The following is a 15703-nucleotide window of genomic DNA, read 5'->3' as shown; positions in this document are numbered from 1 at the left end:
ATGGCGGATGGATTGGTCGGTTGCTTTATCAATGAAGAGGCCGAAGATTAAATCGCTCAGCTGATTGGCCTGATCAACAGAGCCGGGAAAGTCTTTAGTCTCAATATCGACGTGGGGCATTCAATCGAATACCCAGGGGGTTGGCAAGGAGAAATGGGGAGAGTCGGGGGTGTTTCGCGGTGGCGGGACATTGGCGCGAGGTTGTTGTAGTATGCGACAGATACCATTTATCGACCAAAGAACGAGGTGGCGCATCATGAAAAAGATGAGGGGTTTGGTTTGGCTTGGGATGTTAGGGCTGGTTTTTACCCTGGCAGGAGAGGCCCAAGCGGGTGGCGAAGCAAAAATCGGCGTGGCTGGTCCCTTCAGCGGCGCTTATGCCGCCTTTGGTGAGCAGCTCTGGCAGGGTGCGGAACAGGCCGCCAAAGACATCAACGCCACGGGTGGCATCAATGGTAAAAAAATAAAGCTTTTCAAAGGGGATGACGCCTGCGAACCCAAACAGGCCCTGGCTGTGGCCAACCGCCTGGTGGATTTTGACGAGGTTTCTGCGGTGGTCGGCCATTTTTGCTCCTCCTCCACCATGCCCGCCTCCGAGGTTTATGCCGATGCCGGCGTTTTGGGCATCACCCCCGCTTCCACCAATCCCATGGTCACCGAACGGGGCCTGCCGACCATCTTTCGTACCTGTGGCCGGGACGATCAGCAAGGGGTCGTCGGGGCTGAATTTATGGTGAATAAACTAGGCGCCAAGCGGGTGGCGGTGCTGCACGACAAAGACACCTACGGTCAGGGGCTGGCCGATGCCATGAAGGCCCACCTGAAAAAATTGGGTCAAAAGGAAGTCCTCTACGAAGGGCTGACCCGGGGGGAGAAGGATTTCAACGCCCTGGTGACCAAGCTCAAGTCGGTGAAGGCCGATGCGGTCTATTTTGGTGGACTGCACTCCGAGGCAGGCCCCCTGGTGCGCCAGATTAAGGAACAGGGTCTCAATGTCCATTTTGTCTCTGGGGATGGCATCGTTTCCGAAGACTTTTTGATCGCCGCCGGTGGCGCCAAGTATGCCCAGGGGGTCTACATGACCTTCGGTGCGGATCCCCGCAAGATCGAAGCCGGAGCCGCTGCGGTCAACAGCTTCCGCAAGGCAGGTTATGAGCCGGAAGGCTACACCCTCTACTCCTACGCCACCCTCCAAGCCATCGCCGCCGCCATGGCCGCTACGGGCAGCGACGATGGCGAAAAGCTGGCCCGCTGGCTCCATCAAAACAGCGTCGATACCGTGATGGGTAAAAAAGCCTGGGATGCCAAGGGGGATCTGCAGGTTTCCGACTATGTGATGTATCAGTGGGATTCTTCCGGCAAGTATGCCGAGGTGGAATAAGCGGGATAAAGTGAATATTTCAATCGTATCGGTGAGGTGTTAACCCCAATGGATCCCAAATCGCTGGAGTGACCTGAACCCCGATGGATCCTTATATCGTTTTGCAGCAGGCGGTCAACGGGCTGGTGTTGGGCTCCATCTACGGCCTGATCGCGGTAGGCTATACCATGGTCTACGGCATCATCGGCATGATCAACTTTGCCCATGGCGAAATCTATATGATTTCCGCCTACTTTACCGCCATCATCATCGCCTTGCTGGCTTTTTTCGGCATCCAATCCGCTCCCTTCATCATCCTCGTTACCTTGGCTTTTACCATCCTGCTCACCTCCCTCTATGGTTGGGTTGTGGAGCGGGTGGCCTATCGCCCCCTGCGCAGATCCACAAGACTCGCCCCTTTCATCTCCGCCATCGGTATGTCCCTGGTGCTGCAAAACTATGTGCGCTTGAGCCAAGGGGCGCGTAATCAAGGGGTGCCGGTATTGCTGGAAGGGAGTTTTCGTTTTCCCCAGGGGGATGTCGAGAGCTTCGTGCAGATCACCTATATCCAGCTGCTGTTGGTGGTGGTGTCGCTGCTGGGGATGGGATTTCTCACCTGGTTGATCAACCGCACGGCGTTGGGGCGCGCTTGCCGGGCGACCCAGCAGGATCGGGTGATGGCGCAACTGCTGGGGGTGGATACGGATCGGATTATCTCCACCATCTTCGTGTTGGGAGCTGCCATGGCGGCGGTGGCGGGGGTGCTGGTCTCCCTCAACTATGGCTCCTTCGATTTTCACATCGGCTTCATCACCGGCATCAAGGCTTTCACCGCAGCGGTATTGGGGGGGATCGGTTCCTTGCCCGGGGCGATGTTGGGGGGGCTTGTTCTGGGGGTGAGTGAGTCGTTTTTTTCCGGCTTTGTCAACACCGACTATAAGGATGTTTTTGCCTTTGGGATTTTGGTGTTGGTGTTGATTTTCCGCCCCAGTGGTTTGATGGGGAAGCCTGAGGTGGAGAAGGTGTGATGACAATGGGAGGGGCGCAGCCCAAACAAAACGGAATGGGAGCGGCCTTGACCGATGCTCTGCGGGTGGGGTTGGTGGCGCTGTTGATTTTTGGCCCCATGACCGGCTTGGTATTGAATGGCTACGGATTGGACTTTGCCTGGCAGCGCACCGGCTGGTTGGTGGCAGGGGTCTTTTTCGGGAGGCTGGCTATCTCCCTGGCCTTGAATCATGGCTTGGCGGGGCCTTTTCTGAAAAAAATATTCGGCAAGCGGGATGCCGGGGTGGTGGTGGCCCGTGTGGATGGGGGTAACCCTTGGCTGCTGGTGGGATTGGTGGTGGCTGCCTTGATCCTGCCCTTTTTCCTCTCCAAATATTGGTTGAATGTGGCCGCTCTGGCGCTGATCTATGTGCTTTTGGGCTTGGGGTTGAATATCGTCGTGGGGCTGGCGGGGCTGTTGGATCTGGGCTTCGTGGCTTTTTATGCCGTTGGAGCCTACGGCTATGCCTTGGGCCATCAATATCTGGGGTTGGGCTTTTGGGGGGCGCTGCCGTTTGGGGCCTTTACCGCCGCCTGCTTTGGGGTGATGTTGGGGTTTCCGGTGCTCAGGATGCACGGGGATTATCTGGCCATCGTCACCTTGGGCTTTGGTGAAATCATTCGCCTGGTGCTCAACAACTGGATGGAATTTACCGGCGGCCCCAACGGTATCCGGGCACCCTATCCTTCGTTTTTCGGTCTGGAATTTACTCGCCGCGCCAAAGAAGGGGGGGTGCCGTTCCATCAATATTTCGAAATCGACTACTCCTCCGGCTATCGCTACATCTTTATCTATCTGGTTTTGTTCATTGTGGTGGTGGGGATGATTTTTTTCCTCTCCCGTTTGCGCCGAATGCCCATTGGTCGAGCTTGGGAGGCGTTGCGGGAGGATGAGATCGCCTGCCGCTCTTTGGGTATCAACCATGTGATGGTGAAACTGTCGGCTTTTGCCATGGGGGCGATGGTGGGGGGGATTGGTGGGGTCTTTTTTGCCGCTTCCCAGGGGTTTGTCAATCCCACATCCTTCACCTTTTTTGAGTCCGCCTTGATCTTGGCGATTGTGGTGCTGGGGGGGATGGGTTCCACCCGGGGGGTGATCATCGCTGCCTTGGTGCTGACCATCCTGCCGGAGCTGCTGCGTGATTTTTCCGACTATCGGGGGCTGATGTTCGGTATCGCCATGGTGGTGATGATGGTGTGGCGACCCAGGGGCTTTTTGGCCAGCCGCCGTTCGGCCTTTTCAGCAAAGCAGGCCGGGGAGGCGGGGGCATGACGCTGCTTTCGGTGGATCAGCTCTCCATGCGCTTTGGTGGCATTCAAGCCCTCTTGGGGGTGTCGTTCCAGGTGGCGGAAGGTTCCATCACCGCCCTGATCGGCCCCAATGGTGCGGGTAAGACCACGGTGTTTAACTGCATCACCGGTTTTTACAAGGCCACCTCTGGGGATATTCACCTGGGAGACCGGGAGGGGGGGGATTTGGTGGATCTGGTGGCGGTGCTGGGGGAGCCCTTTGCGCCGGGTGATTTTCTCCACCCATCCCGTTTTGGCAGGCGGCTGTTTTATAAAATGTTCGGCGGCTCCCACCGGGTGGCTCGGGCGGGCGTGGCGCGCACTTTTCAGCATGTGCGGCTTTTCAAGGAGATGACGGTGATGGAAAATCTCCTGGTCGCCCAACATCGACGCATCAACCGCAACATTATATCAGGCGTGGTGCGTACGGCTGCTTATCGCCAAGCGGAGGCCGAAGCGGTGGAGCGGGGCCATTTTTGGTTGAAGGTGTTTGGTTTGGAGGGGGATCTCAATCGCCTGGCCGGGGAGTTGCCCTATGGTCACCAGCGCCGTTTGGAGATCGCCCGGGCCATGTGTATCGGCCCCCGCTTGATCTGCCTGGATGAGCCCGCCGCCGGATTGAACCCCAACGAAACCCTGGAGCTGTCCGCCCTGATCCGCACCCTGCGGGATGAGCATCAGGTGACGGTATTGTTGATTGAGCACGACATGGGGTTGGTGATGGATATTTCCGACCGGGTGGTGGTGTTGGATCATGGTGAGGTGATTGCGCGGGGCGCGCCGGAGCAGATTCAAAACGACCCCAAGGTGTTGGAGGCCTATCTGGGTGTTTCTGAAGAGGAGTCTGCATGATGGGGGCGGGCGGGGAGGCATTGTTGGAACTGGAGGGGGTGGATGCCGCTTATGGGCCGGTGTCGGCGCTTTCCGGGGTCTCTTTGACGGTCCATCCGGGGGAGATCGTCACCCTGATCGGGGCCAATGGCGCGGGCAAGACCACGCTGTTGATGACGCTGTTTGGCAATCCCCGGGCGGGTGAGGGGAAGATTGTCTTTGATGGTCGGGATATCACCGGGTTGCCTACGCATCGGATTGCCCGGATGGGATTGTCCCTGGTGCCGGAGGGGCGGCGGGTTTTTTCGGGGATGAGTGTTGCCGAAAATCTGGAGATGGGGTTGGTGGCGGCGGGTGAGCGGATGGATGAGGCCCAGGGGCACCAGGAGCTGGAAAAAATATTTACGCTTTTCCCCAGGCTGTTGGATCGCCGGGAGCAGCGGGCCGGGACGCTATCCGGGGGGGAGCAGCAGATGTTGGCCATGGGGCGCGCCTTGATGAGCCGTCCTCGCTTGCTGCTGCTGGATGAGCCGAGTTTGGGATTGGCACCGATGATCATCAAGCAGATTTTTTCCACCTTGAAGGAGATCGCCCGGGAGGGGACGACGATTTTTTTGGTGGAGCAAAATGCCAACCAGGCTTTGCGGCTGGCGGACCGGGGCTATGTGCTGGTTAATGGCCGGGTGCGGATGGCGGGTAGTGGTTTGGAATTGTTGCAAAATGCCGACGTGCGCAAAGCCTATTTGGGGGGACATTGATTTTCCCATGGCGAGCCCCCACAATGGCGACATGGATATAGGTGACAAACAGTTACCCGCCAACGGCTTGAGCCGGTTGGCCGTGGGAATTGCGACCCTGGGGGGGGTCGGGCGGTTACCCAAGGCTCCGGGCACTTTCGGCACCCTGGCAACGCTCCCTCTGTGTGTGTTGGCTCTGGAGGGGGGGGTGTGGGTGGTGGGTGGGGTGTTTTTGTTGGTGACGGCGGTGGGATTTTGGGCGTCGGAGGTGGCGAGCCGGGCTTTGGGTCACAAGGATCCCAAAGAGGTGGTGGTGGATGAAGCCGCTGGGATGTTGCTGACCACGCTGTTTATGCCGGTGGGTTGGTTGTGGATTGGGCTTGGATTTATTCTTTTTCGTTATTTTGACATCGTAAAACCCTGGCCGGTGGGGTGGTTGGACCGGCATCTTCCCGGGGGGGTTGGGATTATGGCCGATGATTTGGCTGCCGGGGTTTGGGCGGGAATTGTGTTGACGATAATCGACAAGGTGATTGGGTCATGAAATGTTTGTTGGTGGTGCCGCGCTGGAGTGAGTTGGAAAGTTTCATGCCCCCTTCGGGACGACCGCATCTGGATCTGCTGTTGGAGACCTTCGGCTTTGTGGAGCTGGGGATTCGGGAGCTGGAAAAGGGGGAGCCTTTTGATCCCACCGAGGTGGATGAGGAGTATAAGTTGATCCTGATCCAGGGCCGCAACCGCCCGGGTGGGGGACGCCTGCGTCGTTCGGTGTTGTCGAGTTTGGGGTTGTCGTTGGGGTTGGATGGGGATGAGTCGGACCGCTTGCGGGTGGTGGGGGCGCGGCCTCTTTATAATAGTGAGGGCCACCCGGCGGGGTTTGCCATCAAGCGCCGGGGTCGGATGGTGACCTATTTTCAGGAGTCGATCTGGTCGTTGCGCGGGGAGTTGGTGGGGGCGTTGCACGCCATGCGTCGGGATGAGGGTCAGAGTGCCCGGCGGGGGGCGGGGCGACCTGGCAGCTGCTGGATGATTGAGGGCGCTGGGGATCCTCTGGATCTTTCCCGTTATATGGGGGAGGAGGAGCGCAGCCAATGCACGGTGCGCAATTTGCCGGATGGAGACGCGGCGCTTTTTATGCCGGCCCTGATGGGGGATGAGTTTAAAAGGCGCGTTCAAAATCGCCTGGGCAGTCGCATGTATTCCACCGAGCCGCGACCTCTGGAAGATCTGGTGGGGGAGCGGTTGCGGGAGTCCGGGGTGCGGGTGGTGGTGTCGGAGTCCTGCACGGGGGGGTTGGTGACGGCGCGAATTTCGGCGATGCCGGGGTGTAGCGACTATCTCTCTTCGGGCTATGTGACCTACAGCGACCAGGCGAAGTTTCGTTGTTTGGAGGTGCCGCCGGTGCTGCTGGAGCGGTGTGGCGCGGTGAGTCCGGAGGTGGCGTTGGCCATGGCTCGGGGAGCGCTAAGGGCGGCGGGGAGTGATTTGGCCATTTCGGTGACGGGGATTGCGGGGCCTGCCGGGGGTTCTGATGAAAAACCGGTCGGCACGGTCTATCTGGCAGCGGTCTCCCGGGATGGGGGGGCGTTGGAGCACCACGGTTTTTACAATGGCGACCGCGACCGCATCCGCTTCCAGTCGAGCCAGACCGCTTTGCACCTGTTAAGACGCATGCTGGTGGATCAGGGGTAGTGACGTAACCTGTTGGGGAGTGGGGAATGGATTATCTCAACGACCACTGGACCACTGAAATTGAGCAGCTGGGCTATGTGCCGTTTGCGGTGAAGGCCCAAGATTTAATTCTCAACGCCCGCACCCCGTTTGCCTTCACCATCGGCGGTGCTTGGGGCTCCGGCAAAACCTCCATGCTGCGCACCTTGATGCGTTCGTTGGGGGGGAAGCCTCTGGCGGTGCGTTCCGGCTCCAGTCCAGAGGAAGAAAAGGAGACCCTGGAGGAACAAAGTCTGCCTGATGTGCTCCAGGCTTGGACCAAGCTGCGACCCAACCCAGATGAGCGCGTTCGGGCCGTCTGGTTTAATCCTTGGCACTATCAGAACGAGCCCAACCCGGTTATTCCCCTGCTTCACGAAATCCGCGAACAGATTCGGTTTCAACTTCTTAAAAAAGACCTCACCTCAGCCACCCATGTGGCTATGGACACAGCCCTCAACTCCCTGGGCTCCCTCCTGGATGCAGCAGTGCACTTGGTCTCTGGCAAAAAGGTCTCCGTCGGTAAAGAGATCACCATCAACCTGGAAAAAGCCCACGGAAAGCAGCAGCGGGAGAGTTTTTCCGAACCGGTGGATGCCCAGCGGTTTTTCCTGCAATTTGAAAAAGCGGTCCGGCAGGTAGTCAATCCCGAAAATGATGATGACAAAGCGCGCTTGGTGATCTTTATTGATGATCTGGATCGCTGCCACGATCAGGTGGTTTTTTCATTACTGGAGGCGATCAAGCTCTATCTTTCCAGTCGCCATTGTGTGTTCGTTTTTGGGCTCGACCGCACCCATGTGGAGTCGGCGGTGGCCAAGGCGGGGGAGTATGGTCAGGCGGAAGCCGCTCAGTATGTGGAAAAGCTGTTTCAGGTACGGTTGCATTTGCCAGCACCAGAAAAGGATGAGCTGTGGTGGTTTGTCTATTGCCTGATGCGTCAGTTGGAGATGGATATGGGCGAGGCTGCGATTGATTTTTTGATGCCTCTTCTGCCCGCCAACCCTCGGGTGATCAAGACCGCTCTGAATGGTTTGAAACACTATCAATTTTTAGTCTCCAGCGACGAAACGGATCCTGAGAATAAACAGGCGGATACTGAAAAATTGATCCTGGTGCATCTGCTGCGGTTTTATTTTCCTGATGCCTATGAATTGTTGCTTCAGGATCCGGATGCCGGTTTGGTGAGCCTTTTGGAGGTGTTCAAGGATAGGAAGGGATCCCAGAATGAGGCCCAGAGATATCTGCATCGGGTAGTGGAAAATCCCCTGGTGGAAGCTCCAAGAACCACTGCTGGGAGTTCGGGGGGAGGGGAGCTGGATAAGAAAAAAGAGGAACCCCCCATGGACGATGACCGATTTCGTCAGTTGCGGGCGGGGGCTGGGCGGGCGGGGGCGATCAAGTTATTTAAAAAGAAATTTGAGGAACAGTTCAAACTGGCGGCAGAGCTCGAACCCTATCTGATCTGATCCGGGAAAAACGATCATGGATGAATGGAAGCTGGAGGGTTATGAACGGGTGTTGGGGGAGATCGCCTCATCCACCCGCTGGATCTCCCCAACCTTCGATGGCTCCGAGCAGCGGGAGTGGTTCAATCACTATGCCGACTATCTGATTAAGACCTACACCGGTGCTGATTTTGCCGGGGTCTCCGATGCCGACCAGCAAACCCCCATGGCGCTGGCTTCCATCTTTGTGCGGGAGCATTATACCAAAAAAGATCTGACCCTGGAGGAGGGAAAAGAAAATTTCAAGGAGATTCTCGATAAGGATCAGGGGGAGGAAATCGAGGATCTGCTGGTGGATTTTGATCCTGATGAATTTACCCCCAGAGCGGTTAATGGTCGTGCAGTTTTGATCGGTTTGCCAGGTTCTGGGAAGTCGGCGCTGGTTCGGGTGATCGCTGCTTCCTGCCCACAGATGGAGCCCAACTCCTTCAACTCCCGCTTGGGTCGTCGCCTGATTATTCCTTTTATTCTTCGAGAGCTAAGTCTCTCGGATATAAAAACTACTGAGGATTTGCTGATACTTTGGCAAGAGCGGGTGAAAAAGCAGTCTAAGGGCAAGTTTTCGGTGGACTTGGATTTTGCTACGTATTATTTGAGAATGGGCTGGGCTATCGTCGCTTTTGATGGGGTTGATGAGGTTGGGGAAGGAATTCGGCCTCAGTTGCGGGATTTAGTCTATGCCTTTGCCGCCCGTTTTCCAGGTGTGGCAATACTGGTGACGGGGCGGCCGGTTGGATTTGAGCAGCTTCCTTTTACGGCTCCCAATTCAGAAAAATGGGAGGAAATTGCCAAACGGGAGGGATGGAAGTCTACTCCCCAGGTTCCGGCCGACTTTCCCCGCCGCTTTATGCGTCCTTTCGATGATGATCAGGTGGCCGAATATACCCGACTTTGGTATCTCGCACGCCACCCTGAAGACTACATCAAACAGGAGGTGGAACAGGGGGTGTTGTCGAGAGCTTTGAAGAGCTTCAAGGGGTTACAGAGGCTGAAAAGAAGGCCCATCTATCTCGCCAGCCTTACCTATATCCACGATGTTAAAGGTAAGCTCCCCAACTCCCAGGTAGCGGTCTATGAATCCATGGTGGAAGCCTACCTGGAGGTGTTGGACGCTAAGAAGCGGTTGGCTGATTCAGAACGCCGCAGGCATGGAAAGGATGTCTCCCCTCCCTTCGAGGCCAACGACAAATGGCGGGTGCTGGAGCGGTTGGCCAGGGATCTTCATCGTCAGGAGATTGGTGAGGCTGGAAGAGAGGATGAAGGCCACTCTTCCAGGCAGAGGGAGGAGAAGAAACCCTACCATCTGCGGATTTCCAGGGAGGCCTTTGTAGCGTGGCTGAAGGCGTGGCTGGATGAACCGGGCTGCCCCCTGACTTTTGAACGGGAACGGATAGATGAACTGCTGCATTTTTTTCTGGCCCGTTCCGGTTTGCTGGTGGAGCCGGAAGAGAACATCCTCCAATTTTCCCACCTCTCCTTCCAGGAGTTCCTGGTGGGTTCCTGGATCTATCGGGAGTTGGGGAATCACTCCTTTGATCTGATTCCATTTCTTAAAGTGGAGCTGCTGGATCTTCTCCATATTCCTGCTTGGCAGCAGGTGGGGATTGCTTTTTTTGGTTTGCAAACCAAGCATCAGGGGGGGAGCTTCCAGGAGGAGGTGTTTCGCAACAGCTGGTTAAAAGAGAAGAGATCAAATAAAGAGGAGGTAGGCCGTTTCCAGTTTATCCATCGGTTGATGGCGGAGGGGGAGCCTACTTTTTCCCCTCAGTTTAAGAGTGAAGTTTGGCTTCACTATTGGCATCGTGCTCTGGCTGATTTCGATTATAAATGGGTAGAGGTGTTCTATGAAAAAGCCCAACAGTGGGAGCTATGGCAGGAGGCTACCCAGGAGGCCATGGCGAACTCTTTCGAAAAGCTCCCGGCTGGCAAGAAGGCCGCAGATGAGCTGATTCTTTTTTCCCTTTTACCCGAAGGATGGCTCTCTGATCAGTGGCAACGGATGGGGTCAGAGTGGGCGGTAAGTCGTTGGGGTGAGGGGAATAAAAAAGAGGATCATCTGCGCTGGACGCTGGATCTACATGCCTTCTATCCTCAGACGCACCCGGCACTAAAAAATCTTTACTCATATCGGCTTAACTTCCTGGCCCGCCAATTTCCCCCCCCCCCGGTTTACTCCTGGCTGGCTTTGACCGAAAGTGATCCGATAGAGGAGGGGTTGTCTCTTTATTGGGGGGTATTGACTCAAAGTTATGATGGCTTGATGGGGGAAATGGATCTGGCTCTGGATTTGGATCTGGCTCTGGATCTGGCTCTGGATTTGGATCGGGCTCTGGATCTGGCTCTGGATTTGGATCGGGCTCTGGATCTGGCTCGGGCTCGGGCTCGGGCTCGGGATCTGGCTCGGGCTCGGGCTCTGGATCGGGCTCTGGCTCGGGCTCTGGATCGGGCTCGGGATCGGGCTCTGGCTCGGGCTCTGGCTCGGGCTCGGGCTCGGGCTCTGGCTCTGGCTCGGGCTCGGGATCGGGCTCTGGATCTGGCTCGGGCTCGGGATCTGGCTCTGGCTCGGGCTCTGGATCTGGCTCTGGATCTGGCTCTGGATCTGAACTGGGATCTTCTGGCCGTATGGGTTTTTTTGCAAACCTATGCGGCCAGCAGCCCCAAGCTATTTGTCACCCCCCGGCAGGCTTTGGAAGCCTTGGAAGCTCATGGAGAAAAAGAGCCGGAGTTCAGGGAACTTTTTCAAGAAAAGTGGTTCCCATATGCAACCCTGAAGGAGCTGGCCCAGGATCCACCCAAGCCCGAACCTCTGGAAGCCAAGAGCCACCGCTTTTATCGTCACCTGCGGCATGTCTTGGTGAAAGCAGAGGCGGACATCAGCGTCCTGCCGGAGCATCTCTCTCTGAAGCCGGGGGAGTCGGTGAGAAAATGGCATGGGGATGAGGTGGCGGATCGATATTTGGCGGATTTGAAGAAGGCGGGGTGGGATGTGGATCAGGAACCCTGGCCGCCTCTGGATGTGGATGCCTGGGTGGATGGGGTGCCGGAAAAATAGCTGGGAAATCTTTGATTGACGGGATCTTGGCAGGTGTGAAAAAATTCCCTTTTTAACCTAACAAAAATAAAGGAGGCATCGATGCATCGTTTGGCTGCGCTGGGGATGGTTCTGGTTCTGTTTGGCTGGCTGGGAGCGGGGGGGGTTGAGGCTTCTGAAGGAGAGATGGAGGCGCTGCAAAAAGCCGCCCGGGGAGGAGATGCCCAAGCCCAGTTGCAGCTGGGAGTGCGCCACTTTCAGGGGGATGGTCTGCCCCGCAACCCCGCCATGGCCGCCAGCTGGTTGGAAAAATCGGCCCAACAAGGCAACGTCAACGCCCAAGCCAACCTCGGCACCATGCTGCTCAATGGTCTCGGTATCCCCCCCAATCCGACCCAGGCCGCCCACTGGTTGGAAAAAGCCGCCGAACAAAAAAATCCCATGGCCCAGCTCAGCATCGGTTCCATGTATGCCAACGGCATCGGCGTTCCCCCCGATCCCAAAAAAGCCCTCCACTGGATCACCCAAGCCGCCGAACAAAACCAGGTCATAGCCCAGTTTAACCTGGGCAGCATGTATGCCACCGGTAAAGGGGTGAAACAAGACATCGCCAAAGCGATCCATTGGCTGGAAAAATCTACGGAACAAGGCAGCTCTATAGCCCCCTTCAACCTGGGGCGTATCTATGAACGGGGGGATGGAGGTGTGCCGAGAGATTTCCCAAAGGCCCGGGAGTGGTATCGCATCGCTGCTGAAAGGGGCAACGTCCAGGCACAAATCAACCTGGGTCTGTTTCATCGTCAGGGGCGGGAGGGGATCCGGGTCAGCCCCAAGGTATCCTATCAATGGTTCCTGAAAGCCGCTGAACAAAACGATACCATGGCCCAGGTGCAGGTGGCCTCCATGTATGCCAGTGGGCTGGGCGTTAAAAAAGACTTTATAAAAGCCAGACAATGGTATGAAAAAGCGGCCAACAAGGGAGACTCCTCCGCCCAAACCTCCTTGGGCTCCCTCTTGGCCAACGGCCTGGGAGGCAAGCAGGATTTTAAAAAAGCCCGGCAGTGGTATCAAATGGCTGCTGACCAGGGCAACCCGGTAGCCCACCTCAAACTCGGCAATCTCCTCGTCTCAGGCACCGGGGGAGAAAAAAATCTGGTCAAAGCCTACCGCTCCTTTATCCTGGCAAGCCAAGCCGGGGTTAAGTTTGCTGAAGATAACAAAACCATCACTGCCAGTTACATGACCCCGGAACAGATCGCCCAGGCAGAAGAAGAGGCGAAAAACTGGCGTCCCAAACAGAGTTCTCAAAAATCCACCCCCAAAAGCATGTAATCCACCCAGGGACAAACCCCCCATGACGAACCCATTTTCAGCCGTTTTATCCCATCTGCCAACGATGGGTTCGTCATGGACAGGGGTATGGGTGGCAGTGTTCTTTTTGTGGGGGTCCGTCCCTGCCCATGGGGGGATTTATCAGTGGCAGGATGCCAACGGCAAATGGCACTTCAGCGACACCAAACCCCCCGAACCCTCCCAAAAGGTCAACCTCCCCACCACAACCACCTCCACCCGGGAAATTCCCCTCACCCAGGATGGCAGGGGCGATCTTTTTTGGTTGGAAGCCAAACTCAACGGGGTGAAAACCTTCCCGTTTATTCTCGATACCGGGGCCAACATCATGATCATGCCCCAGGGGTATTATGATGAACTGCTGAAAAAAGGGGCCATCGGACCCGGAGATGACATGGGGGTGGTCACCTCCACCCTGGCCGACGGCTCCACCACCCAATCTCCCAAAGTCCACCTGAAGTCAGTCACCATCGGTGGCCTCACCGTACACAACGTCACCGCCGCCGTCGGCACCACCCGCACCCTGCCCCTGCTAGGCACCTCGGTGCTCTCCCTTTATGATCATTGGCGCATCGATCAAAAAAAACAGCGCCTGGTGCTCACCGGCCCCACCGCCGCGTCAGCCAGAACCACCCGGGCCAAATCCGACGCCGTCGCCGCCAATTGTCTCCTGAAACGTTCCACCCTGGATCGCCTCTACGACGATTTGAACAGCTATATCGAAGATGAAAAGGTTGAAAAGAACCAGGTTAACGCCCGCATCGCACAATTCAACAGCCGTCGGGAAGCGTATCAAGCGGTCTACAACCGGAAAAACAAATCCAACACCTTGATCAAACGCCTGCGTCGGGAATATGAGGAGCTGAGCCAGGAGAGTGCTGAAATCAAAAGCGAACTCAAAGCCTATGATGCCCGCTCCCTCCGCCGCAAAAACCGCTTCGACCTGGAAGTGCTCGACCTCAAAAACAAAACCGCCGCCTACAATAAAACCTGCCCCAGGTTGGCTTATCGCCACACTTCCGGCAAATGGGACGTCTTTCCCCAACTCTCAGGCCCCAAAATAGTCGAGTAACCCAGGCACCTCGCTGAACGATCTCGGAATATGGCCTTTTCCCCGGCACACTTTATGCTATCTTCCCCAGCATCATGCCCACCCAACGCCTTTCTTGTTTACTAAAACCCACCCCCCCCACCTTGGGGCGTTTGGGGGTTTTTCTGTGCCTGCTGGCCGCTTTACCTGCCTGGGGGGGGATCGACCGCAAAAAAATTGGCAGAAAAGTCAGCCTGCCCGCGATTTCGGTACCAGCCCCCACCGAGATTCCGGAAGCCGTTCCCGACACCCCCCCCGGTGAGCCGGAGATCGAGATACCCATCATTCCCGAACGGCCAAAAGCGACACCCCCCCCAGCTGTTGAAGCCCCTGCCACTCCCACTCCCCGTTTGGGGCCGGAACCGACGCCATTTGCCATCAACTTGCAGCTCTCCCCCGAGGCCCCCTGGCAATGGCCCGTCCCCACCAGAGGGGATGACGTGATGGGGGATGGCCCTTATTTTTATCAAGTCAAACAGGGGGAAACCCTCCTGGAGCTGGCCCGGGGATTGGGGCTCGGCTATAACGAAATCATGGATGCCAACCCCGGCATCAACCCCTGGCTTCCCCCGGCAGGTACCCAGGTGCGCTTTACCCGGCAACGTATCATCCCCATGCCGGACAAACCCTGGAAAATATTGATCAATCTTCCGGAAATGCGCCTCTATCAGCGGCTGGAGCGGGGCTTGGTGGGGAGCCATCCAGTGGGGGTGGGGCGGGAAGGATTTGAGACCCCGGTGGGCTGGACCAAGCTCGTGCGCAAAAAATCCGCCCCCTCCTGGTATGTGCCCCAATCGGTACGCAAGGAGGATCCGCGACTTCCCCCGGTGGTGGGCCCCGGCCCCGATAATCCCCTGGGCACCCACGCCCTCTATCTCGACTGGCCCAGCTATCTCATCCACGGCACCAACCAGCCCTTCGGCATCGGTCGCCGGGTGAGCCACGGCTGCATCCGTCTCTATCCCGAGGATATCCCCAGGCTTTTCAAGCGCGCCAACGTCGGTGATCGGGTGGTGTTTGTGCATCGTCCAGCCAAAGCGGGTTGGTTGAATGGCGAACTCTATCTGGAACTCCACCGCCCCATCACCCAGGAGCTGGCCAGCCGCTCCCAAAAAAGCCTCCAGAGCTGGACCCATGAGGCGATTAACGCAGCCCTGGCCCGCAGACCCCGCACCCCGGTGATGCTCAACTGGCCCATGGTGGAACAGATGATCGCCCAGCCTGACGGGGTGCCCTACAAGGTGGGGCGCAGATTGACCCCGGAAGAAAAACTGCAATTTCAACGGGCAGGCCAGCAAAAAAATCCCATTCCAAAATCCACCACCAGCCAAAAACCCCTGGTCAGCCCACCTACGAAACCCGGCACCCAGCCCGCGACCAGCCAAAAACCTCTGGTCAGCCCACCTGCGGCACCCATCCCCCAGCCAAGCACAACCCAACCGGCTACGATCACCCAACCCATCGCCCAGCAACCCTCAGCCATCCATAAAAAGCCTGAGGATCCCCTCAGCATTGAGGAGCGTAATTTGCGGGTGCTGCAACAGTGGCGGGAAAAAAAGGATCGGGCCAGACGGGAAAACAGCGTCGTTCCAGCTGGAAATTAAACCCCCATTCCCACGCCATCATCCCTTTCCGAACAGAGTGAACAAGCGTTTGGCTCGCTCTATAGCAATTCTATCTCAAAATTGGACACTCTTCCCTGACTCGTCATCCCCGCGAATGCGGGGATCCAGGGAGCTGATGATTGCC

Annotated in this window: 12 protein-coding genes; all 12 read left to right on the top strand. The window is 57.1% G+C overall.

From position 1 onward, the window contains the following. The first annotated feature begins 256 nt into the window (after window positions 1-256). Window positions 257-1381 (top strand): branched-chain amino acid ABC transporter substrate-binding protein, encoded by a 1125-nt coding sequence (locus HQL52_03560; protein ID MBF0368514.1) that lies wholly within the window; start codon window positions 257-259, stop codon window positions 1379-1381. A gap of 83 nt (window positions 1382-1464) precedes the next feature. Next, on the top strand, window positions 1465-2388 hold the full coding sequence (locus HQL52_03555; protein MBF0368513.1) for a branched-chain amino acid ABC transporter permease LivH: 924 nt from the start codon (window positions 1465-1467) through the stop codon (window positions 2386-2388). After that, window positions 2388-3680: a high-affinity branched-chain amino acid ABC transporter permease LivM gene (livM, locus tag HQL52_03550; GenBank protein ID MBF0368512.1), complete on the top strand. Its 1293-nt coding sequence runs from the start codon at window positions 2388-2390 to the stop codon at window positions 3678-3680. Before HQL52_03555 ends, livM begins: the two co-directional genes overlap by 1 nt. Then, window positions 3677-4549, top strand: a complete 873-nt coding sequence (locus tag HQL52_03545) for an ATP-binding cassette domain-containing protein (GenBank protein MBF0368511.1) — start codon at window positions 3677-3679, stop codon at window positions 4547-4549. The genes livM and HQL52_03545 overlap by 4 nt, the downstream gene beginning before the upstream one ends. Beyond that, on the top strand, window positions 4549-5286 hold the full coding sequence (locus HQL52_03540) for an ABC transporter ATP-binding protein (GenBank protein MBF0368510.1): 738 nt from the start codon (window positions 4549-4551) through the stop codon (window positions 5284-5286). Before HQL52_03545 ends, HQL52_03540 begins: the two co-directional genes overlap by 1 nt. 31 nt (window positions 5287-5317) lie before the next feature. After that, complete coding sequence (locus tag HQL52_03535; GenBank protein ID MBF0368509.1) at window positions 5318-5809, top strand: phosphatidylglycerophosphatase A; 492 nt, start codon at window positions 5318-5320, stop codon at window positions 5807-5809. Next, window positions 5806-6957 (top strand): CinA family protein, encoded by a 1152-nt coding sequence (locus HQL52_03530; protein MBF0368508.1) that lies wholly within the window; start codon window positions 5806-5808, stop codon window positions 6955-6957. Before HQL52_03535 ends, HQL52_03530 begins: the two co-directional genes overlap by 4 nt. Window positions 6958-6983: 26 nt before the next feature. Further along, on the top strand, window positions 6984-8444 hold the full coding sequence (locus HQL52_03525; protein ID MBF0368507.1) for a hypothetical protein: 1461 nt from the start codon (window positions 6984-6986) through the stop codon (window positions 8442-8444). Between the two features lie 16 nt (window positions 8445-8460). Next, window positions 8461-11535, top strand: coding sequence for a hypothetical protein (locus tag HQL52_03520; protein MBF0368506.1), 3075 nt, complete (start codon window positions 8461-8463; stop codon window positions 11533-11535). Window positions 11536-11616: 81 nt separating this feature from the next. Beyond that, on the top strand, window positions 11617-12846 hold the full coding sequence (locus HQL52_03515; protein MBF0368505.1) for a sel1 repeat family protein: 1230 nt from the start codon (window positions 11617-11619) through the stop codon (window positions 12844-12846). Between the two features lie 91 nt (window positions 12847-12937). Beyond that, window positions 12938-13936 (top strand): retroviral-like aspartic protease family protein, encoded by a 999-nt coding sequence (locus HQL52_03510; protein MBF0368504.1) that lies wholly within the window; start codon window positions 12938-12940, stop codon window positions 13934-13936. A gap of 131 nt (window positions 13937-14067) precedes the next feature. Continuing rightward, window positions 14068-15558, top strand: coding sequence for a L,D-transpeptidase family protein (locus HQL52_03505; protein ID MBF0368503.1), 1491 nt, complete (start codon window positions 14068-14070; stop codon window positions 15556-15558). Window positions 15559-15703 lie beyond the last annotated feature (145 nt).

Source organism: Magnetococcales bacterium (assembly GCA_015232395.1).
Lineage (GTDB): Bacteria > Pseudomonadota > Magnetococcia > Magnetococcales > JADFZT01 > JADFZT01.
This window is presented reverse-complemented; position numbering and strand designations above follow the sequence as displayed.